Consider the following 20,749-nt stretch of genomic DNA (forward strand, 5'->3'; position numbering starts at 1 on the left):
CCGACGCGTCGATCATTCGTTACCCCACCACGGTCGGGTCGTCAATACTCGAGTTCCCAGCGCTCCGCTTCAGTCCGTGCGAGTTCGTCTGCGACGCCATCGGCGAGCCGATAGTCGGTCCCCTCGCGAACGACGGTCCCCTCGCGTTCCAGATGCTCGAGATGGGCGTAGGATTCGCCCGGTCCGTGGAGGATGTGAATGCCCTCGAGTTCACCGAACAGGTCGGCGCTGACCGTCCAGGTATCGCAGGGACCGAGTCGGTCCAGCGCGTCGAGGACGCGCCAGGACCGCTCCTCGTGGTGATCGATAATGTACTGGGCGCGGTCGGCGGGATCGGCGATCGGATCGCGGTGGCCCGGCCACGCACGGTCGTAGCCGGCGTCGACGATCCCCTGAAGCGCGCGGAGGTACTTCTCGAGCGGCCGATCGACGCGGACGTCCGCACCGCCGACGTTGGGCGTATAGACGGGCAGTAGCACGTCGCCGGAAAAGACCTGCCGTTCACCCTCGAGATCCGCCTCGAACATGCTGAGGCCGGCCGCGTGTCCGGACGTGTGGACGACCTCGAGTTCGACGCCGTCGAACGAGAACGTCTCGCCGTGTTCGAACGGGGTGACGGACGGCGTTTCGACGGTCGTCTCGCCGTCGGCCATCCGCTCGAGAAGCGCCGCCTGGTTCTCCTCGGGCATCCCCCACTCCTCGAAGTACTCTTTCTGGCGGTCGTACATCGCTTCCCAGGCGTCGTCGCTACCTTCGACGAGTGCCGCATCATCGGCGTGGACGTGGACCTCGGCCCCGCTTTCGGCCTGAATTTCGCCGGCTAACCCGCAGTGATCGTGGTGCCAGTGCGTAAGAAAGATCCGGTCGACGTCGGCGAATTCGAGCCCCCGTTCGTCGAACGCCGACTCGAGTTGCTCGCGGGTCGTCGCCATCCAGTCTCCGGTATCGATCAGTACCGTCTCCGGTCCATCCGAAAAGAGGTACGTATTGTTGTCACCTTCGAACGCAGAATTCGACAGCGATATTCGTTCCATGCACCCACATCTCAGAGGACCCAAGAAAACGTTATCTGAATCGGCACGTTACGAACGGAGGTTCGGATCGGTGCTCACGGCGTCAGCCGCGAAGCGCCCAAGCTACGAGAACGACCACGAACAGCCCCGACCCGACGGCAACGGCGGCGATCACCGGATCGGTGATCATGGGGATGCCTGCACGCCACCGGTAGAGAGCAACGGTTCCGCCGGCGACGACGCCGCCCGAAAGGAGCGTCCCGCCAACGTGGACGAGCTCCGCCCGCATCGTCGACGCACCGCGGCCGAGTTCCGTTCGAATTACGTCCGAGTACTCGCCGATGTCCCACAGGACGAACGCCGCCGCCGTCGTCCATATGGCCGGCTCGACTCGGCCGACGATCGCGAGTGCAACTGCCAGCACGAACACCGCGCCCGCAGCGAGCGCGGCGCCGATCGCTCGCTCAGGAAGCAGTCGAATCACTCGTAACGTGGTCACCGTCCACAGCAGCGACGACAGTGCGACCAGCGCGAAGACCAGCACGATCGCCACTAGCGTAAACGGCGGAATTGAAGTGAGAAACTCGAGTACCGACGGTGGGGCTGGTCCCTCGAGAGTTGCCCGTAGAAATCCTTCGATATCCGCCGCGAGCGCCGAATCCGCAGTCGCTTGGACGAGCACGATCGCGACGAGCGCGCCGCCGATCATCGGTGCGACCAGTCGGGCTACCACGACCGCGGGACCGCGACCGAGGATGCGACGCGACCACTCGAGAAAGAGGAGCGCGAACGCGATCCCCGCGAGCGCGACCAGCGCCAGTCGGACGCCAGCAATCACGACGAGCGACGCCAGCGCGTCACCGGCCGGAGCCGGCAGTTCCGTTCTGAGCGCGACCGGCGTCACCACGGGTCCGTCGAGTCGATCGACGGCGATCGGTGCGATGACGGCTCCGGCCCCGAGCGCGAGTGCCCCGCGAATCGAAAGCGAACATCCCCGGCGAAGGCCCGATACAGCCGTCGTAACCGCGTCGCGGCGGTCCGGAGGGACGAGCCGCTCGAACGGGAGCGTCGCGAGCGCACGGCTCGAGAGCATCGCGGCGACGGCCACGAGTCCGGCAAACGAGACGACCGCCAGCATTCCGGTGGGCGTAACGAGGACGTCCTCGATCACGCCGAGCGTGTCCGTTGCGGCCGCGACAGCGTGTGCACGGAGGTCAGCCCTGGGGAGAATCGGCAGCACCGCGACGGCGACGACGCCGAGCGCGGCGAGTATCGTCCCAGTCGAACCGTGACGGACGCCACCGCGTCCGAACCGCGGCCAGGAGAGTAGCCCGGCCGCGAAGGCAGCGACGACGAGCGCCCAGACGGTTACGCCGGCGATCAGCCCCACCCCCGACGAGGTCAACGCGAGTACGCTCGCGAGGAGGAGTGGCGACGACACCAGGACGGAAACCGGGGCCGCAACGACGCCGCCGAGACCCCGCAAGAGCGGCCGCTCGCTCGCCAGCAATACCGTGGTCAGCGCGGCTGCTAGCCCGGCCCCGGTCGCCAGCACGGCCAGCCTGCGGCCGACGAGCGTCGAACCGATCGCGATCCCAACTCCCAGGGTCCAGCAGATCATCGCGACGTCACTCGCCGTCGGTCTACGGAGTGCCGTCCGTACACCACGTATCGCTGACTCGAGGACGTATCGTCCGGTCTCCCGGGCGACCGCTCGCCGCGATACCGCCCCTCCCGCAACCGAGTCGTTTCCGTCGCGGCCGCGACGATTCGTTCGTCCGGCGGAGCCAGTGACAGCGTCGCCCCTCACGCGGGCCCACCTCCGCGACCGCCGGGGCCTGCACGGAACGCCCTGGCCAGTTCGACCGAGAGCGGATCTTTGCGCTGCCAGTCGACGACGGTCGCACCGAGTCCGCGGAGCGCATCGATCCTATTCGCCCGCTGCAGGCCGGCGATCCTGGCCCCCGTCGTAGCCGACGACGACTCGATATCGGCCGTCACGTCGGGGGAGACGACCGTCACCGCCCGCCCGCGTGTCCGCAGCGTTTCGACGATATCGACCGCCGCCCGGTCGAACAACGGCGTACACAGAACGACCTGCGCGCGCTGGGGCAACCGCCGCTCGAGGTCGACCGCGAGCGTGCCGCCATCGGACCGGTCACCGCCGTCCGCAACGGGACGACCAGCCGTAGATTCTGAAAACGTACCCGACTCCGATTTCGATCCGGTCTGTGGCTCTCTCCCCGACCCGCCGGCCGCGTCGCTGATCGCGTCCGCGACCTGACTCCGAACGGCATCGCCCGCCCCCGGCTCGATCCACGTCTCGCCCGTGAGCATCGCCAGGCCGGTTCGGTTGCCGTCCTCGATCGAGGCGACGACGCCGCGGGAGGCGGCGTATAGCGTGAGGTCGTACGAATCCGGGCCGCCGTCGCTCGTTCTGCGATGGACGTTCGCGCGGTCGTCGATCACGAAGACGATCGTCACCGCCCGTTCTTCGCGGTACTCGACGGTTGCCAGGTCGCCCGTTCGGGCGAACCGGTGCCAGTCGATCCGGTTCATCGGATCGCCGCGGCGGTACTCTCGAGTTGCGAAGAACTCGACGCCGCTTCCGCCGTCATCGGTCGGCGTCTGACCCACGAACTGGATCGTCCGATCCTGTAACGGGAACGAATCCAGCAGCGTCTCGCAGGTGAAACTGTCGTCGCCACCGAGATCGTACTCGGCAGTCGCGACCGCCGTCGCCGACAGCGAACGACAGCGGACCGTCGCCGTCCCGAACTCGTGTTCCCCGCGCGGCGGCTCGAGGTCGTACTCGTGGGAAACCGTCTCGCCCGGCCGGACAGCGGTCGCGAACGCGGGCGAACCGCCGGTCACCGGTACCTCTTCGGGCGGTTCGTCGACGACGCGGACGTCCGACGCGACAGTCGACCCTTCGTTCGTCACCGACAGCGTCACCGTCACCGACTGGCCGGGTCTAACCCGCGAGTCCTCGACCGCGCGTTCGAGTCGCAAGTCGGAGTCGACGTCGGTTTCAGGGGGAGAATCAGCGTCGGCAGTCGTATCTGCATCCAGGCGGCCGGTTTCGTTTTCGGCGCCGAGGTCGGGGACTGAACTCGCCTGTCCGACGAGTACGAACCCCAGCGCGACGACCGCGAGGAAGAACAGAGCCGGGATGCCGAGCGTGACCGCGAGCAAGGCAGTGAACAGAGCGACGACGAGCGCGCCGTGCCAGCGAGCGCGGCGGGTGAATTCGGTCACGACGTCACCTCCGCATCCGTGCCAGGCTCTGCGTTCGCGGTCACCGTCGATGTCGTCTCGGTTGCAACCGCCGGCGTCGATTGGATGCGGTCGATTTCGTCGATCGTACGCTCGAGGCTCCGGACGAACGGGTCTGCGGTGCTGACGAGGTCCACGAGCCAGAGCCACAGCGGGGTCGACGGTCCCTCGTCGCCTCCGAGGAACGCGGCGGCTCGCGGGTCGTCGGTCCACGTTCCGGCCTCGATCGCGGCCATCGCGCTGGGTTCGGTCAGTCCGGCCCGGTTCGCGTAGGCGGTCGCAGCGATCGGACGGAGCGACTCGACGAGCCGCTCACGGGCTTCTTCGCGCGTCGAACGCGGCCGGTCGTCGTAGGCCCTCGCGAGTTCGATCCGGCGATCGAACGGATCGCCGACGATCGGATAGTCGGCCGTCGCTTCGGTGTCGAGCCGAGGACGTCCAGTAGCCGACTCGTCTGCCTCGCCGATCAGCGACGTCGTCGACGACGAGCGAAGCCGGCCGGTGATACCGAGCGTCGGCGCGAGCAGAACGAGGACGAGGATGAGCGCCAGCACGACCGCGCTCGGGTCGAGCGCGATCAATAGCGCTTCGAGTACGGGAACCGCATCGAGAAGCACCGTCGGCTGGAGAGTCAGAGTTGTACCGACAGCGAGCAACGCCGCCGCGAGGAACGTGACGATCGCGAGTCCGGCCGTCGACGGCGTCCTACTCATCGGTCCCGTCCTCCGTCTCCGGCACCGTGCCCAGTTCGTCGTCCCCACCCTCGGATGTCGCGTCGAGTGCGTCACGCAGTCGGTCGTGAGCGGCTTTCGTTCGCTCGAGATAGGAGTCCGGATCCCGATCGCCGTACTCTACGTCGCGAAAGGAGTCGGTGATCGTCTCGACCGGATCGGCGGGTGCACCGGCGTTCGTGGCGCTCCGAGCGACATCTTTCGGCGTCGTAGTCGCGACGCGCCGCCGATACATCGGCGAGGCGTTGATCACGCTCTCGAAGGCCTGCCGGATTCGCTCGCGAGGGGCGGCCCGTTCCTCGAGGGCAGCAGCGGCGTCGCCATCGTCCTCGCCGTTACCGAGCAACACCAGCGCCGCCGACGAGCCGGCGTCTCGAACGCGCTCGCCGATCGAACGAATTACGTTCGTTATCGCGGTTAACACGAGCCCCGGAAGTTCAGCGATCGAAGTCACTCTGCGAAGTGCAACGAGCCCTCGTTCAATCGCCCGCGAGCAGGCGACGACACCCGCAAGCGAGAACGAAACGAGTCGAGCCAGGATCGAAAGCAGGGTACTGATCGGCTCGTCTCGAATGAAGAAGAGATAGCCGACGAGCAAGAGGGAGATCACGGCGAGGACAGCCACCACTGGGTAGCCGGAGAGCTCCGAGACCGAGTCCGTGAGCGACGAACCGCTCTCGGCTGCGTTCGTGGTAGTCTGCCCGTTGCTTCCCGCCGAGTCGGGGCCGCTCTCGCTTCGAGGCGCATCGGATTGGCCGTCGTTTCCGCCGGTTCGATCCCGCTCGAGGGACGACTTCTCGGCTTCGCCACCCCCGTCCGTTGCGTCGCTATCGGGTCCATTCCCCTCGCCATTCGACGCCGTTTCGCTGTCGCCGCCAGCCAGCTCACCGCCGAATCCACCGCCCCCGTTCGACAGCGCCATCAATTCGCCGAAGAGACTACCGAAAAGCGGACTTCCCGACACGTCGGCTTCGTCGAGGAGGCTCGAGCCGAGTAACGAACCACCTGTACCAGCGCTGCCACCACTGCCCCCACCGCTTTCACCGATACCACCAGATCCGCTTATTCCGGCGGCAGGTGATAGCTCCGTCGAGCCGCCGGAAATTCGATCTCCGGAAAGGTCTTCGAAAACGTCACTCGCTGGCGACGCTGCGGTGAGTGGCGCCATCCCACTCGCCGCCAAGATCAACCCACAGATCGCACATACTACCGCACCGATTGCGAGTGCTCGCCGTCCAGCACTCGGCCCACCATTCATAGTACCGTACAGTAGACGCAATCGGTATTTACGCTTTATTGCCACGAACGGGAAGAAACCGGTATCACTCCAAACCGAGTGCTAGCGTATCGAAAGAAATCACACTCGAAACATGGCATCACCAATACGACGACCGACTGTCCACTCGTGGGGGCGGATCAGGAGCCCCAGAAGTTCTCGCGGCTGCCAAGGCGCTCGCGTGACGGATCGTCGCCATCGGTACCAGCATCCGACTCACCATCGCTCTCTGCGGCGACGTCGTCAGTCGTTTCAGCATCCGTCGATTCGTCTCCGGGATCCATCGGGAGCATTTCCAGCTCTTCTGCGCGTGCGTGATTGCTGTGAACACGTGTGATTTCGACTCGGGCGCGAGCCTTGGGGAGGATGCCGTCGACCATGACGATGAACCCGTCCTCGGTTCGTCCGACTCCGGCACCGCTTTCGTGCATGTCGACGATGTCGATGACGACTTCCTCGCCAGGTTTGACTGGCTGCGTTTTGAGGTCATCGATGGGTTGATTGTAGTGATTGCACCACTCTTTGCCACCCCGATCACCGTAATGTTGACACCCCATACCCGAGATTCGTTCGGAAAAGCTCGGGCAGTCGTCGGCAAGTGGACAGTCTGCCATGTTCTGTACTATCAGCGGTGGCGTTAAACCGTTTCCGTCTTTCGGATAGTTACGAGGTTCAAACAATCGGGGGAATTCCTCGCCACGAGAATGGAATGGAAATAACACCGATCGAATGACGGTTATAGGGTACGGAAACGGATTGCGGGAGACGTTGCGTTTCGAAAAGGTTTACGGGTTGGACGCCCCAGTGATGGCTGATGAAAATTCTCGTAACGGTCAAAGAGGTGGCGACCGTCGAAGACGAGTTCGAAATCGACGGCACCGAGATTGCAGATCAGTACCTCGGTGCTGATCTCAACGAGTGGGACGACTACGCGATCGAAGAAGCCGTCCAGCTCCAGGAAGCCGGGATCGCCGACGAAGTCGTAACCGTCACCATCGGGCCGGAAGACTGTGAACAGACCATCCGCCAGGCGCTTGCCAAAGGCGCCGACCGCGCCGTCCGCGTCTGGGACGACTCCCTCGAGGGCGTCGACCTGCTCGACGTCAACGCGAAGACGGAGATCTTGAGCGCCGTCGTCGAGGAAGAAGAGCCCGATCTCGTCTTGAGCGGCGTCCAGGCCGGGGACGACAGTTTCGCCGCGACCGGCGTGTCCGTCGCCGAAAACGTCGGCTTCCAGTGGGGCGCCGTCGTCAATCACCTCGAGCACGACTTCAGCGGCGACACCGTATCGGTGCGCCGCGAACTCGAGGGCGGCGTCGAAGAACTGAACGAAATCGAGCTGCCGGCCGTGCTGACGATCCAGACCGGGATCAACGAGCCCCGCTACGCCAGCCTCCGCGGTATCCGCCAGGCCCAGCGCAAGGAACTCGACGTCCAGAACCTGGCCGACCTCGGCGTCGACGAGAGCGCCATCGATGCCGACCTCGAACTGACGGACATGTACGAACCCGAAAGCGAAAGCGACGTCACCGTCTGGGAGGGCGGCCCGGACGATACCGCCGCAGAACTCGGTGAACTGCTCCGCGACAAGGGGGTGGCACAATGACCGACGTGCTCGCGGTCACCGACCACCGCCGCGGCGAACTCCGCGACGTCAGCTACGAACTCATCACCGCCGGCCGCAGCCTCGCCGACGAAACCGGCGGCGACCTCCACCTCGCGGTCATCAGCGGCACCGTCGACGACTTCGCCGACAAACTCAACCGCGAGGGCGTCGACGCCATCCACACCGTCCCCTACGGCGAAGAGTTCAACCACGACGTCTACACGCAGGCGATCACGCAACTCTACGACGAACTCGCCCCCCAGTACGTCCTTACGCCCAACAGCGTCAACGGACTCGACTACGCCCCCGCCGTCGCCAACGCACTCGACCTCCCGGTCGTCACCGACACCATCGGCCTCGAAACCGACGGCGAAACCCTGATCGCAACCCGTGAAATGTACGGCAGCAAAGTCGAGACGACGAACGAACTCGAAAATAACGCCGTCGTCACGATCCGCAGCGCAGAGTGGCCGGCCGCCGAAGGGACCGGCGACGCCACGATCGACGCCTTCGACGCCGACATCGACGAAGCCGCCATCGGCTCGACCGTCAGCGGCTTCGAGGAAGTCGGCGGCGGCGACGTCGACATCAGCGAGGCCGAACTGCTGGTCTCGATCGGGCGCGGAATCGAAGAAGAGGAGAACCTCGACCTGATCCGGGATCTGGCCGACGCCCTCGGCGCGACGCTGTCATCCTCGCGTCCGATCGTCGACAACGGCTGGCTGCCCAAAAACCGCCAGGTCGGCCAGTCCGGCAAAGTCGTCACGCCCGACGTCTACATCGCGATCGGCATCTCCGGTGCCGTCCAGCACGTCGCCGGCATGAAGGGGTCGGATACGATCGTTGCGATCAACACCGATCCCAACGCACCGATCATGGACATCGCCGATTACGCGATCCACGACGACCTCTTCGACGTCGTCCCGGCGCTTATCGACGAGTTCCAGTAGCCCGATCGCGAACGAAGTGAGCGGCTTTTTGGTCGAGGTTTTTGCACGAGGGTGAGCGGTGCGAACCCGAGTGGAAAAAGGTCGGACTGACCTCTTCGACGTCGTCCCGGCGCTTATCGACGAGTTCCAGTAATCGAACCGCGACCGACGCCCGGTTCGGAGGCCGAAGGCCGAGAACCACGTTATTCTGACGGACGCAGCCGGAAGGAAGTGAGGAGTCTTTCTCGTGAACGTAGTGAACGAGGGCTCGAAAGAGTGCAGCTCTTCCGGTGTTTTTGGTCGAGATCTTTGCACGAGGGTGAGCGGAACGAACCCGAGTGGAAAAGGGTGGACTGGCCGCTTCGACGTCGTCCCAGCACGAGAACTGGGAGCCGTGAGCCGCCCGAGCAGGCGATACGTATCCGACAACGGAGTGAAAGCGTCACTGAGGGAAACACTTGGTATGGATTCGTTAGCTACTTTTCTACCCCATCCTAAGCCCGGGTGATGGAACTGCTGGAGCGCCGACGGGCGCTAATCGAGGAGCGTCTCGTCGAGGTGGTCGAAGGGGTCGAACCCGAGACGCTCACCGAAGAAGTTCGCCACGTTGCGCTCTCCGGGGGGAAGCGCGTCCGGCCGATAGTAACGTTGCTGGCCTGCGAAACCGTCGGCGGTCGGGCCGAGGAGGCGGTCGAATTCGGCGTCGGAATCGAACTCGTTCACACGGCATCGCTGGTCGTCGACGACATCATCGATCGATCTGACCTCCGCCGGGGGACGACCAGCGCCTGGGCCGAGTTCGGTCACGGTCCAGCGATCATCACCAGCGACGGACTGCTGGGCGAGGCGTTCTCGCTCTTTTCGGCCGACCCGGACGCAACTCGAGTCGTCGCCGACGCGATGGTCGAACTCGGCGTCGGCGAGGCGACCGAGCTCTCAGCCGAACCCGCGAACGAGGCGGAGTACATGACGCTGGCGCGGCGCAAAACCGGCGCGCTATTCCGGGCTGCGGCCGAACTGGGCGCGATTGCCGCCGACTCCGACTCCGTCACCGTCGACGCGCTGGGCGAGTACGCCGAACGCGTCGGCGTCGCGTTCCAGATCCGGGACGACGTCCTGGACGCAGTCGCCGACCCGACCGACCTCGGCAAACCCACCGGTCACGACGCCGCTCTCGAACGCCCATCGGTCGTTCAGGTGACCGACCTCACGCCCGAAGAGGCCAATGCGACCGCTCGGGCGGAGGCCGACCGGGCGATCGATGCCCTCGAACGGGTGGACGTCGCCGATCCCGAGGCACGGAACTACTTACTCGAGCTGGCGGAGTTCGTCGTCGAGCGCGAACGGTGATGGATGGGAGAAGGACTCAGGCTCGCTCGGCACCGCGCGTCCCGTCTTCTCGGTCGACATCTGAAAAGCGCGATTCCGCGACCGCAAAGGCGAGCGTACTCACGATACCTAACAGCGTCCCGGCTGTGAGAGCCGCCGCGAGGTAGGTGATCCCGACTTCGTCCAGGAAGAACGCGCTCACAGCGTGGAGGACGATTGCGATCGAAAGAACGTAAAACGGCGCGTTGAGGTAGCGCCATTCGAGCGCGCCAGCGATGTACTCGTCGGTGATCTGACCCAGACTGGTCGTGAGCCCGGCAGCGGCAAACCAGAGGATCGAACCGTTCACGAGCGCAGCGAGCATGACCGGGACCTCGAGGTCAGCCTCGGTCGACCCTTGCACCGCTTCGAGGGTGTCGATACCGCTGACGCCGCCGAGAACGAACAGCGCCGCGGCGACCACGTAGGCGAGCAGCGTCGTTCGGCCGGCGTACAGCGAGCGGCGACCACGCTCGACGGCCGAATCGAGCCGATCGCCCAGTCCCAACCCCCGCGAGATCAGGTAGAACCCGAGCAGCGCCGACGTCGTTCCCAGGACGATACCGGGCATGTTCAATACGGTCCCGATCAGCGCGAGTGGGTAGATCAACAGGAGGATCCCCAGCGGAATGAGAACCGTCCCCCGCGTTTCGGGGTCGTCGAGTACCTGTTTGATCGTGTAGTACATCGACTCGAGGTTCTGGGCCTGTCGGACGACGACGCGTCTGACACCGTCGATGGGGACGCGCGAGCGAATAATCGGGATGACGGATTCGTCTTGGGCACCGTCAGTGACGACGAGTGCGGTGACGTCTTCTCCGGTCGAGAGACTCGCGAGGACGGTATCGACCTCGTCGCCGACCTCGCGGTTTGCGCTGACGTCTCCGTCATCGTTACCGGTGACGACGGCGACCTCGACGCTCTCGCCGCGGTCAGCGAGGTTGTCGTAGATATGCAAGCCCTGAAAGATGACGTTGAGGTCCGAATCCTCCGGGTCCGCGGTCGCGAGAGCGACGGCCGCCTCCTCGACAGGAGCACGACCGATGACCGGCGTCGAAAAGCCGGTCTTTCGGCCGAGGTCGTCGTCGAGGTCGACACAGAGGACCAACAGCATTGCGTCGTGCTTGCACGCCGCGGTATTTCCCTCTTCTGGACAACGAAACTGTTCACGATCGACGGTCAGCGGCGGAAATGGCGTCCCCGAGCCGGTTTCCGTCGACGGGTCTGCGTGGGCGTATCTGTGAAACCACGGCGCAGGTCTGTTTCGTACAGCTTTTGGGTCTCGACCGGTTACGTTTCGTCGAATGATCTCGAAGGGCTGTGAGCAGTGCGCGAAAGGCGGCAAGATGGTGATGTTCGTCTACGGCTACTGCGACCAGCGCGACTGCTTTTACTGCCCCCTCGGTGAGAATCGCAAAAACGTGACCGACGTCTACGCAAACGAACGACTCGTCGAAACCGACGACGACGTCCTCACCGAAGCCCGTCGGATGGACGCGCTCGGAACGTCTATCACCGGTGGTGAGCCCCAGGAGGCGCTCGGTCGGACCTGCCACTATCTCGAGCTACTCAAAGACGAGTTCGGCGAGGACCACCACACGCACCTCTACACCGGCATCACCGGCGGTCGCGAGAACATGCGCCGCCTCTCGGAAGCCGGCCTCGACGAAATTCGCTTCCACCCGCCCTACGAACAGTGGGGCGACCTCCACGGAACCGAGTGGGAGGACATCCTCTACATCGCCCGTGACGAAGGACTGACACCCGCATTCGAAATTCCAGGAATCCGGGCCGAAACGGAATTTCTCGAATTCATCGACGAGGGGGCCGCCGAGTTCTGTAACGTCAACGAGTTCGAGATGTCCCAGGGGAACTACCGCCGCATGCAAGAGCAAGGGTTCGAACTCAAAGAAGGCCACATGAGCGCCGTCGACGGCTCCAGAGAGGACATCCTCGAAAAGATGGGCGATCACGAGCGAGTCTACTTCTGTACCTCCGTCTTCAAGGACGCCGCCCAACACCGCCGCCGCCTGAAGCGCATGGCCCGTAACGTTCGACGCGAGTTCGACGATATTACCGACGACGGGACCCTCGTCTACGGCAAAACGGACACCGAGCCAGCGCGCCTCGAGGCGCTTGGCGTCCCCGAAGAATTCTACACCGTCAAGTCGAACCACGTCGAAGTCGCCTGGTGGCTCTTAGAAGAGATGATCGAGGAAGGCGACCTCGAGGGCGGCGAGATCGTCGAGCAGTATCCAACGTACGACGGTCAGGTCGTCGAACGGACGCCGCTCGCGTAGTCCCGTTTTTGGTGCAGATTTTTCGAGGAGGGGACGCGAACGAAGTGAGCGAACCCGACGAGAAAAAGGTGCATGCGTCAGGTCGTCGAACGGACACCGCTCGCGTAGCGCCCGAAGACGACTGCCGAAACAGGGCGGTAAAGCCGGCCTCGGTAACCCGGCCGGGAAGACCGTGAGGCGGAGAACGATGCGGCTTTCGCCAGCACGAATACTCAAGCGCTGCTCTTGTGCTGTATTGGGGCAGATTAAACATGGCCAGGTAGATTAGCCATGACTAAAACGCCTTACAATAGCGGATGAGGGGACAGTGGCGACGAATTGTATCAGTAGCGGCTTGAAGCCGACGTGTTCGATTTCGAACGGTTTTTGCCACAGTATAGCGACCGTTTCACACCGGAAAACAGTTCGAAAGTGGCCGATACAAGGATGGATACCGGTATTTTCTGACGAACAAGGTGAGTCGGTTTATCGAGGTTGTAATAATGGGCTAGGTTCCGGAACGAAGGGGTACGATGGAATTTCGAAAAGTTGCTGTCATCGCAGTTGCGCTGCTTATGATCCTTTCAGGGTGCAGCGCATTTGGGGGATCGCAAACTGACGGGCCCGCGAACGACACGAACGATACAGATGAGCCAACCGAACCAGTCTCCGACGATCAGAACGAGTCCACCAACGATTCGAATTCTTCCGATAACACGGAACCGAGCGACGGGGACGACGAGAACGAAGACGACACGGCAAACGCTGAGTGGAGCCCACCACAGGAACCGAACCGGCCGCTCGAACGCAAAGACCTGAACGGTGAGGCGATCGACCGCATCGAGTCCGTCGAGTTCGTCGACAAAGTGCCCGCCGAAGACGGACAGGGTTACTCGAACTTCAATCTCGAAGTCACCGCCAACACGAGTATGCCGAACATCGATCCACCGAGCCACGGGACCGTCAGAGGCGAGCCGTACTTCTTCGTCAAGATCAATCAGGGGCCAGATGATCGAAAACTCATCGAGCGCACGTCACAGGTTCCCCAGAGAGAAAACGGACGATACCACATCGACGTTCGTCCAGCCGGGATCGAAGAGTTCGGCGAGGACGACCTCAACGTCGAGGTTTTCCTGGTGGATAGGGACAAAGACTGGGACGACGTTTTAGACGCGACCACACAGAGCATCCACTTTAACCCCGATTCCGGCGGTGAAACGGGGACGGACGAACCAGAAGTGGACGACGACAGCGATACAAACGAGACGGAGTCGACAGAGGGCAACGAATCCGAAACGAGTGAGACGTAGGCGGAAACGACGAGCCGAGCGGAACGCGCCGTACTGGTCAATCGAGTGCGGTCGGGTCGACACCCGGAAGCGTGATGAGATTTTCCCGGCCGATCCGGAGCTTCTCGATTTCACCCTCGTCGTCCATCTTCGAGAGAAGCTGTGACACCTTGGCGTTCGACCAGCCAGTTTCTGACACGATAGAGGCTTGCTTCATTCGGCCACCGTTCTTGTTGAGGAGACGAAGGACGCGTTCTTCGTCGCTCAACAGTTCCGGGTCGATTCCGTCTTCAACAGGTTCCTCGAATTCGAGTTCCGTTCCTGACATCGGTCCAGTGCCGTGAGCTGGGAGGGAATCGGCAGACTGCGGGTCGATCGATTCGGATCCGCCATCACCTTCGGCAGTCGGTTCTGGTAGCCCCTCATCACCGCTGTCGCGACGTCGTAGCACCGGGAGGCGATCGAGAGAAACGGACACATCAACGTCTTCCTGCCGCGCGAGGAGATAGCTACCAACACCGACGACGATGGCAAGACCGACGAATCCGATAGCTAGCAGGGCCGAACCGGAAAACAGACCACCCCCTGCTCCGCGAATGATGGTGATCTCGAGTGCGTTCATACCGAACTCGTGGGGACCGTTCCAGACGAGTGCCCCGTTTTCGGTGCCCGTCGGCGCGTCGACGAACCCGTAATTGTCGTCGGGCGGTTCGACGACGAGACGCTGGCCGTCGCTCAGCGTCCGCAAGAGCGGACCGTCGTCCGTTTGCAAGGCATCACCGGCGTGGATTCGGTCGTCGTCGACGGTTGCGAAGTTGGTCCAGGTAAACGAGTAGGAGATGATGCCGACCCGGACGTTCGAATCGTCGGCCGACTGACCGTCTTCAGATTGGAGCTGTTCGATTCTGGGTTCGTTCCATCCTGCATCTCGAATCGACATCTCTCGGCCGGTCGATTCGGACGCGTAGTTCACGTACTCGCGGAACGTTTCTGGTTTGTAGGGCCCACTCGGTTGTCCTGACACAACTGTCTTGGCGTATTGATCGAACGTTTCTGCGTCGGAATCGTTCGTTACGAGGAACCGACTTTCGATCGTCCACGTCGCAGTACCGTCGGCAGAGACGTGAATACGGATCACCTGCCAGGTATCCGGACGTTCGAGTGGCGGTGGTGCAGTCGATGAAGACGAAACGGAGGGGGATTGCTCGAACGCTGGGGAAAGAGAGGGCGCCGCTGACGGCGACTGATCGACAGCCGTCGGCTCGTATGCCGATGGTGTAGCGGCCACTGCCCCCAGCGTAGTTGTAGCAAGGAGGACCGTGAGGGCGAGTGTGGCGGCAGTGGTAATCCGCATGCGTACCAACGGGTGGTTTCCCGGGGGAAAAAACACTTTCCATCGAAAAATAAAACGTAACCGACGGCTGTGTGCCGTCTCAGAAACCGTGAACATGCCTAAAATGAAGGGGCTCACGGATATCATCGTCAGACGACCAGTTTTTGTATCAGGAGTACAAACGGTGGTTCGATGAACAACGCGGCCCCCGCCCTCCTCGCGTTACTTCTCGTCCTCTCTGTGCCCGCAGCGACCGTCGGTGCAGCGGCGCCAACCAGGGGAACGGACGAACAGTCAGTCGAGACTTCCCGAAACCAGATCCCGCCTCGACTGACGCAGACTGACGTCGCCAACACGACGAACCGACTCCACCTCAACGGAGACATCCGAAGCGAGTATACCGAGTATCGGCCTGATCTCGGAATGGTACTCGCAAGCGCAGACGACGAACTCCGAATCGACCACGGACAGTACGCCCTCGTCGAGGAGGAATTCACCCGCGCGACTCCGGAGGAACGAGCAGCGATGGTTCAGGCAGCGTATGAACGACTCAAACAACAAGCAGACCGGCTCGAGCGCCGCGAACGAAACGCGGTCACGGAACACGCAGACGGCGACCGGTCGACAGCACAACTGCTTCAGACGCTACTTCGGAATCACAACGAAGCTGCGGTGCTTTCGGAACGACTCGACGAACTGGATGCCAAAGCGGACCGAATCCCCGGCTATTCACTCCCCTCCCGACAAACTCGAGTCGACAAGAACATTTTTAGCTTCCACCGAACGTCCCTTCGGACGCAACTCGATTGGCTATCGAAGACGCCAAACAGCGGGCGGAATCAAAACGTGATCGTCTCGACATCACAGTCGGGATACAGTATCTCGATGATGAAGGGGAGTAATTACATCGTCGAGACGACTCGGTTCGATAATCGGAACGAAACGGCGTCCGACCAGTTCGAGGATCTCGAAGCGTTCGAGCGAACGATAGAACTCTATCCGTGGGCAGACGAACACGGGTCTCCGCATTTCCAGGACAACAGCCCCGATCACTACTGGACCGAAATCGGTCACAGTCAGGGCCGGCTCGAAATTTACCTCGACGCCGGGTCGGGTGAGGTCCACCGCGAGGTCCAGGAACTCATCGCGCCGTCGCTCCCGAGTGAGTACCTCGGACCGTGGACGGGTGACGGACTCAACATGACGATGAACCGGACACCAGCGAACGGGCCGGTCGAAGTAACCGTGACCGATCAGGAAACTGGCGAGCCCGTTAGCGCAACCATCACCTTCGACGGCGTCGAGGTCGGCAACACCGGCGAAGACGGAACGCTGTGGGTCGCTCCGCTGATCGGGAAACACAAACTCGAGGCGAAAACGGCAAACGGTGTGGTTAACGCAACGGTGTCGCGCTAGTCGCAGTCCGGTAGGGGTTCAGGCGGGACACTGTCGACACGTGCCGACGAGCGACCGCTCGCTGTGGGGAAGGTAACAAACGTTTATACGGGAGAGCGCAGCCAGACCGGGTCGTGAAACCGGGACGAATACGCGACAGGTGTCGATCACGAGCGAACGAAACCCGTGGGGTCAGTCACGTCGTCGGCGTACTCGTGCTGGTCGCGCTCACAGTCTGTCTGGCAGTCGTCATCGCCGTTGGACTCGACGCGTGGTCGCTTGCGTCGTCGGATCCAACCGCAGCTTTTCAGCTCTCGGTCGATGCGAATCGGTCGGCAATTGTGATCGAACACGTTGCTGGCGATCCCATCGATGTCGAGAGATTGTCGATGACGATATCAGTCAACAACACGGCACTGACGCGACAACCGCCGGTTCCGTTCGTCGGCGCGACCGGATTCGATGGGGCGCCGGACGGCCCGTTCAACGCAAAAGCAGATTCCGAGTGGACGGCGGGTGAGCACGCTGGCGTTTCCATCGCAAAGACGAACAGTCCGGAACTTACGGCCGGCGATTCGGTCACTGTCTCGCTTGTCGTCGATGATCGACAACTAGCAAAGCTCGAGACGACGGCGACCTGATACCACGAACGCGACGATCATTTCGCTGATACGCCAGCGCTTAGCCTATGCAGGCGCGCGGCCGATCGTCGTGATGGCGACGTCGGGGTCGTACGAGGGGCCCATAAACGCGTGTTTCACGTCCTCGAACCCAGCTGTTTTGAACATTCGATCGGCCTCGTACTCGTCGTAAAAGAGCATGATCGCATCGGCGAGGCGCTGGGAAATCGGGTTATCTGGATAGTTCGGCCCGACGACGAGTACCTGACCACCCGGTTTGAGGACGCGGCGGATTTCTCGGAGTGCCAGAATCGGGGTTGGCCAGTACTCGATCGAGCCCGACGACCAGACGACGTCGAAAGTATCGGTCGCGAACGGGAGCCGTTCGGCGTCGCCGCGATGGAAGTGGACCGGCGGGGCGCGTTTGCCGAACTTCTCGTACGCCTGTGCGAGTTGGTGTTTACTTTGATCGAGCGCGTAGACCTCGTCGACGTGATCGAGCAATCCTTCGGTCGCAAAGCCAGTGCCACAGCCGAGGTCAAGGATGGTCATCTCGTCTTCGAACTCGAGCAAAGAGAGCGCCTCAGTGCGCATCTCTTCAGTCCAGACGAAGGGGTTTACCCGGTCGTAGACTCGCGAGAGGTACTTGTAGAACAGTCGGGCCCGCGCCTTGTTCTCGAGAAGTCCCATTGACAAGGAGTTTCGGTCGGATCAGCATATGTCTGCTGTTCTCGGTGCTGTACGGGAGGAGTAAGTCGGTATTACTGCAGGCGTGGCACCGGTTCGTGCCGAGTCACTTTCGCAACTACCATATACGCGCTCTGGCAAACATCCGACTGCTTAGAGTATGCCGAGGCCAGAGGTTCTCGAACGAATTAAGTCGGCGGAGGACGAGGCCGACGAGATCGTCGCACAGGCAGAAAACGACCGCGACGAGCGGATAGCCGAGGCCCGGGAACGTGCCGAGGAGATTCGCACGGAAGCGGAACAGGAGGCCAGAGAGTTGAAGGAGCGCCGCCTGGAGGAGGCTCGCGAGGAGATCGACCGGGAATGTGAGCAGGTCCTCGAAGATGGCGAACGGGAGCGCGAAGCACTCGCCGAGCGCGCCCGGAGTCGGGTCGACGAGGTGACCGACCACGTCGTCGAACTGTTCCAGGAGGACGTTCATGCTCAGACCTGAGCGAATGAGCAAGGTCTCGGTGACCGGCTCCAAGGGCGTGATGCCCACGGTCATCGAGACGATTCACGAACTGGGTCTGGTCCACCTCTCGGACTACGACGGGTCCTGGGACGCGTTCGACAACGGGAACCCGATCGGAAGAGCTGACGAATCCTCCGAGAAGCTGGTGACCGTCCGCGCCCTCGAAAGCACCCTCGATCTATCGGCTGATGAAGCCGAACCGAAGGCGCTCGAAGAAGGGTGGGAACAGCGACTCGAGGAGATCCGCACGCGAATAAACGAGCTCGACGACAGACGGACGGAGATCAACGACGAGCTGCGTCAGATCAACGAGAAGATCGATGGCATCGCTCCCTTCGCGGAACTGGGCATCGATCTGGATCTGCTGTCGGGATACGAGACGGTCGACGTTCTCGTCGGTGAGGGCTCGCTCGATGAGGTAGAGACAGCCCTGGACACGTCCGACGACGTTCGGGCGTACGAGACGTTCACCGGCGGCGATGTCGTGGCTATCGTGGCCGCACCCGCCGAAGACGGCGACGAAAACTCGATCGACGAGGCGCTGGTCGGCGTCGAATTTACGCGCCATGAGATACCCGAGACGGACCAGAGCCCGACCGACTACGTATCGGACCTCGAGAGTCGAAAGCGTGACCTCGAGTCCCAGCTCGACGACATCGACGCGGAACTCGAAGAGATCAGGCGAGCGGAGGGCCCGTTCCTCCTGGGAGCCGAACAAGAGCTGACGGTCGAGGTCCAGCAGGCGGAAGCCCCGCTGCAGTTCGCGACGACCGATCACGCGTTCGTCGCGGAGGGATGGCTCCCAACCGAAGAGTACGACCGCCTCGTCGCGGCCCTGAACGACGCCGTCGGCGACAGCCTCGAGATCGAGGAACTCGTCCGGGCGGATTACAACGACGAGGGATATCCGACGCGCACGGAAGAGGTCGACCACGGCGGTCCCGGCGGGCCGGACGAGGCGACCGACGAGGAAGAGCGGGAAGTCGCCACGCAGGAAGTTGCCGCCGACGGCGGCACGACCGCCGGCAGCACCGGCGTCGTGACGATGGTGGACGAACCGCCGGTCATTCAGGACAACGTCGGCCCCGCCAAGCCGTTCGAGTTTCTGCTGCGGTTGATCGACCGACCCAGATATAGCGAACTCGACCCAACAGTCGTCCTGCTGTTGACGTTTCCGGCGTTCTACGGGTTCATGCTGGGTGACCTCGGCTACGGAATATTGTACACGATCGCCGGATACACGCTGTACAGCCGCTTCGACGAGGACATCGTTCGGAGCCTGGGTGCGATCGGCATCTGGGCCGGCGGATTCACGATGCTGTTTGGCATCCTGTACGGCGAAATCTTCGGATTGCACGTGCTGGGAGAGATTCTCTTCGACGGCAGTCCGCCGCTGCACAAGGGACTCCAGCCCGTGTACGCAAAGTACGGTCAGACGTGGCTACTGGTGAGTGTCCTCCTTGGACTGGCTCATCTTACCGTCGGGTACATCTTCGGATTCATCAACGATCTCGATCACGGCGTCACCGATGCGTACCTCGAGAACGGTTCGTGGGCGCTGCTCATGATCGGCGTCTGGGTCTGGATCCTCAGCCGCCACGCTGAGGGCGTCAAGCCTGACTTCCTGTTTACCTCATTCGGCACCGGTTCGGAAGCCGCGTACGAATTCGGCTTTACCGGCTTCGCCACGGAGGTCGGCATCATGGTCGGACTCCCGCTTGCGGGCATCGGGCTCGTGACGATGATCTACGGAGAAGTCAAACACTACGGTGTGCTCGGGATAATCATCGGGGGCCTCGAGAGCTTCAACGTCCTCGGTGACGTCCTCTCGTACCTCCGGATCGCAGCGGTGATCCTCGCGAAGGCGGGCATGGCGTTCGTCGTCAACATGCTGTTCTTCGGGGTGTACGTCGTCGGCGAAGGCGAACACGCGGAGTGGCACTTCGGAACCAGCCACGCCCCGCAGGAAATGCTCGAGAAGGGCACCTACCACGGTCACGAAGTGACCGAGGTCATGTTCGGCGGCTTGCTCCACGGCGGCATCGGGATGGCCATCCTGGGCGTATTCATCCTCGTTCTCGGCCACATCGTCGTCCTCCTGCTGGGGATTACAAGCGCCGGTCTACAGGGAATCCGTCTCGAGTACGTCGAGTTCTTCAACAAGTTCTACGAAGGCGGCGGACGGGTATTCGAACCCTTCGGCGGAATTCGGTCCGACGACGAGAACTGACCTCGTCCGCCGATCCTGTTACTGCCACGATTGTTATCCTCCTGCATATTTTCTCGTTCGAATCGAAAGGATAATACCTTCGGACGCCACGTATCAACGGTTAGGCCGGCAAAATCGGCAATTTGGTTTGGGAAGTTTTAAGAAGACGCTGGGGAGTAGTACCACCTGTCCGGTTGCAAAACCACAAAGGAAAACTCAATCAT

General features: G+C 62.5%; 18 protein-coding genes. 9 read left to right on the forward strand and 9 right to left on the reverse strand.

Features of this window, described 5'->3' with window-relative positions:
• Positions 1–41: 41 nt before the first annotated feature.
• From HYG82_RS32630 to HYG82_RS32655, 6 genes are all read right to left on the reverse strand, one after another.
• Positions 42–1,034 carry an MBL fold metallo-hydrolase gene (locus tag HYG82_RS32630; RefSeq protein WP_179261216.1) on the reverse strand — a complete coding sequence of 331 codons (993 nt, stop codon included), beginning with the start codon at positions 1,032–1,034 and terminating at the stop codon, positions 42–44.
• Between the two features lie 82 nt (positions 1,035–1,116).
• On the reverse strand, positions 1,117–2,823 hold the full coding sequence (locus HYG82_RS32635) for a DUF7519 family protein (RefSeq protein ID WP_179261217.1): 1,707 nt from the start codon (positions 2,821–2,823) through the stop codon (positions 1,117–1,119).
• Positions 2,820–4,271 (reverse strand): DUF58 domain-containing protein, encoded by a 1,452-nt coding sequence (locus tag HYG82_RS32640; protein ID WP_179261218.1) that lies wholly within the window; start codon positions 4,269–4,271, stop codon positions 2,820–2,822. The genes HYG82_RS32635 and HYG82_RS32640 overlap by 4 nt, the downstream gene beginning before the upstream one ends.
• On the reverse strand, positions 4,268–5,002 hold the full coding sequence (locus HYG82_RS32645; RefSeq protein WP_179261219.1) for a DUF7269 family protein: 735 nt from the start codon (positions 5,000–5,002) through the stop codon (positions 4,268–4,270). The genes HYG82_RS32640 and HYG82_RS32645 overlap by 4 nt, the downstream gene beginning before the upstream one ends.
• Positions 4,995–6,188 (reverse strand): DUF4129 domain-containing protein, encoded by a 1,194-nt coding sequence (locus tag HYG82_RS32650; RefSeq protein ID WP_179261220.1) that lies wholly within the window; start codon positions 6,186–6,188, stop codon positions 4,995–4,997. Before HYG82_RS32650 ends, HYG82_RS32645 begins: the two co-directional genes overlap by 8 nt.
• A 248-nt stretch (positions 6,189–6,436) precedes the next feature.
• Complete coding sequence (locus HYG82_RS32655) at positions 6,437–6,910, reverse strand: TRAM domain-containing protein (RefSeq protein ID WP_179261221.1); 474 nt, start codon at positions 6,908–6,910, stop codon at positions 6,437–6,439.
• A 200-nt stretch (positions 6,911–7,110) separates the two neighbouring features.
• On the opposite strand from HYG82_RS32655, the gene HYG82_RS32660 reads away from it, so the two are divergent.
• The 3 genes from HYG82_RS32660 to HYG82_RS32670 all read left to right on the forward strand — a co-directional run bounded on the left by HYG82_RS32660 (position 7,111) and on the right by HYG82_RS32670 (position 10,181).
• Positions 7,111–7,902 carry an electron transfer flavoprotein subunit beta/FixA family protein gene (locus HYG82_RS32660; RefSeq protein WP_179261222.1) on the forward strand — a complete coding sequence of 264 codons (792 nt, stop codon included), beginning with the start codon at positions 7,111–7,113 and terminating at the stop codon, positions 7,900–7,902.
• Positions 7,899–8,852 (forward strand): electron transfer flavoprotein subunit alpha/FixB family protein, encoded by a 954-nt coding sequence (locus HYG82_RS32665; protein WP_179261223.1) that lies wholly within the window; start codon positions 7,899–7,901, stop codon positions 8,850–8,852. Before HYG82_RS32660 ends, HYG82_RS32665 begins: the two co-directional genes overlap by 4 nt.
• Positions 8,853–9,338: 486 nt before the next feature.
• Positions 9,339–10,181 carry a polyprenyl synthetase family protein gene (locus HYG82_RS32670; RefSeq protein WP_179261224.1) on the forward strand — a complete coding sequence of 281 codons (843 nt, stop codon included), beginning with the start codon at positions 9,339–9,341 and terminating at the stop codon, positions 10,179–10,181.
• A gap of 16 nt (positions 10,182–10,197) precedes the next feature.
• Here the strand turns inward: HYG82_RS32670 and HYG82_RS32675 are convergent, their stop codons facing one another.
• On the reverse strand, positions 10,198–11,313 hold the full coding sequence (locus tag HYG82_RS32675; RefSeq protein WP_179261225.1) for a DUF373 family protein: 1,116 nt from the start codon (positions 11,311–11,313) through the stop codon (positions 10,198–10,200).
• Between the two features lie 190 nt (positions 11,314–11,503).
• Between HYG82_RS32675 and HYG82_RS32680 the strand changes: the two genes are divergently transcribed.
• Together HYG82_RS32680 and HYG82_RS32685 are read left to right on the forward strand one after the other, a co-directional pair.
• Complete coding sequence (locus HYG82_RS32680) at positions 11,504–12,499, forward strand: radical SAM protein (protein WP_179261226.1); 996 nt, start codon at positions 11,504–11,506, stop codon at positions 12,497–12,499.
• A 512-nt stretch (positions 12,500–13,011) separates the two neighbouring features.
• Positions 13,012–13,788, forward strand: coding sequence for a hypothetical protein (locus tag HYG82_RS32685; RefSeq protein ID WP_179261227.1), 777 nt, complete (start codon positions 13,012–13,014; stop codon positions 13,786–13,788).
• A gap of 37 nt (positions 13,789–13,825) precedes the next feature.
• Here HYG82_RS32685 and HYG82_RS32690 read toward each other — a convergent pair whose 3' ends face one another.
• Positions 13,826–15,121 carry a DUF7345 domain-containing protein gene (locus HYG82_RS32690; protein WP_179261228.1) on the reverse strand — a complete coding sequence of 432 codons (1,296 nt, stop codon included), beginning with the start codon at positions 15,119–15,121 and terminating at the stop codon, positions 13,826–13,828.
• A 171-nt stretch (positions 15,122–15,292) separates the two neighbouring features.
• Here HYG82_RS32690 and HYG82_RS32695 point away from each other — a divergent pair, with 171 nt between their 5' ends.
• Both HYG82_RS32695 and HYG82_RS32700 read left to right on the forward strand, forming a co-directional pair.
• Entirely contained in the window at positions 15,293–16,516 is a 1,224-nt protein-coding gene (locus HYG82_RS32695; protein ID WP_179261229.1) for a DUF7096 domain-containing protein, read from the forward strand.
• 113 nt (positions 16,517–16,629) lie between these two features.
• Positions 16,630–17,136, forward strand: coding sequence for a type IV pilin domain-containing protein (locus HYG82_RS32700; protein ID WP_179261230.1), 507 nt, complete (start codon positions 16,630–16,632; stop codon positions 17,134–17,136).
• Between the two features lie 45 nt (positions 17,137–17,181).
• Here the strand turns inward: HYG82_RS32700 and HYG82_RS32705 are convergent, their stop codons facing one another.
• Positions 17,182–17,805 (reverse strand): methyltransferase domain-containing protein, encoded by a 624-nt coding sequence (locus HYG82_RS32705; protein WP_179261231.1) that lies wholly within the window; start codon positions 17,803–17,805, stop codon positions 17,182–17,184.
• Between the two features lie 157 nt (positions 17,806–17,962).
• Here HYG82_RS32705 and ahaH point away from each other — a divergent pair, with 157 nt between their 5' ends.
• Both ahaH and HYG82_RS32715 read left to right on the forward strand, forming a co-directional pair.
• Positions 17,963–18,295 carry an ATP synthase archaeal subunit H gene (gene ahaH / locus HYG82_RS32710; protein ID WP_179261232.1) on the forward strand — a complete coding sequence of 111 codons (333 nt, stop codon included), beginning with the start codon at positions 17,963–17,965 and terminating at the stop codon, positions 18,293–18,295.
• Positions 18,282–20,546, forward strand: a complete 2,265-nt coding sequence (locus HYG82_RS32715) for a V-type ATP synthase subunit I (protein WP_235217678.1) — start codon at positions 18,282–18,284, stop codon at positions 20,544–20,546. Before ahaH ends, HYG82_RS32715 begins: the two co-directional genes overlap by 14 nt.
• Positions 20,547–20,749: the final 203 nt, after the last annotated feature.

Source organism: Natrinema halophilum (genome assembly GCF_013402815.2).
GTDB lineage: Archaea > Halobacteriota > Halobacteria > Halobacteriales > Natrialbaceae > Natrinema > Natrinema halophilum.

Excerpts from the sequence above, each read along its gene's own strand:
- ahaH (WP_179261232.1), top strand. The coding sequence starts at position 17,963 with ATGCCGAGGCCAGAGGTTCTCGAACGAATTAAGTCGGCGGAGGACGAG.
- HYG82_RS32675 (WP_179261225.1), bottom strand. The coding sequence starts at position 11,313 with ATGCTGTTGGTCCTCTGTGTCGACCTCGACGACGACCTCGGCCGAAAG.
- HYG82_RS32645 (WP_179261219.1), bottom strand. The coding sequence starts at position 5,002 with ATGAGTAGGACGCCGTCGACGGCCGGACTCGCGATCGTCACGTTCCTC.
- HYG82_RS32660 (WP_179261222.1), top strand. The coding sequence starts at position 7,111 with ATGAAAATTCTCGTAACGGTCAAAGAGGTGGCGACCGTCGAAGACGAG.
- HYG82_RS32655 (WP_179261221.1), bottom strand. The coding sequence starts at position 6,910 with ATGGCAGACTGTCCACTTGCCGACGACTGCCCGAGCTTTTCCGAACGA.
- HYG82_RS32690 (WP_179261228.1), bottom strand. The coding sequence starts at position 15,121 with ATGCGGATTACCACTGCCGCCACACTCGCCCTCACGGTCCTCCTTGCT.
- HYG82_RS32665 (WP_179261223.1), top strand. The coding sequence starts at position 7,899 with ATGACCGACGTGCTCGCGGTCACCGACCACCGCCGCGGCGAACTCCGC.
- HYG82_RS32715 (WP_235217678.1), top strand. The coding sequence starts at position 18,282 with ATGCTCAGACCTGAGCGAATGAGCAAGGTCTCGGTGACCGGCTCCAAG.
- HYG82_RS32630 (WP_179261216.1), bottom strand. The coding sequence starts at position 1,034 with ATGGAACGAATATCGCTGTCGAATTCTGCGTTCGAAGGTGACAACAAT.
- HYG82_RS32705 (WP_179261231.1), bottom strand. The coding sequence starts at position 17,805 with ATGGGACTTCTCGAGAACAAGGCGCGGGCCCGACTGTTCTACAAGTAC.
- HYG82_RS32685 (WP_179261227.1), top strand. The coding sequence starts at position 13,012 with ATGGAATTTCGAAAAGTTGCTGTCATCGCAGTTGCGCTGCTTATGATC.
- HYG82_RS32680 (WP_179261226.1), top strand. The coding sequence starts at position 11,504 with ATGATCTCGAAGGGCTGTGAGCAGTGCGCGAAAGGCGGCAAGATGGTG.
- HYG82_RS32670 (WP_179261224.1), top strand. The coding sequence starts at position 9,339 with ATGGAACTGCTGGAGCGCCGACGGGCGCTAATCGAGGAGCGTCTCGTC.
- HYG82_RS32695 (WP_179261229.1), top strand. The coding sequence starts at position 15,293 with ATGAACAACGCGGCCCCCGCCCTCCTCGCGTTACTTCTCGTCCTCTCT.
- HYG82_RS32650 (WP_179261220.1), bottom strand. The coding sequence starts at position 6,188 with ATGGCGCCACTCACCGCAGCGTCGCCAGCGAGTGACGTTTTCGAAGAC.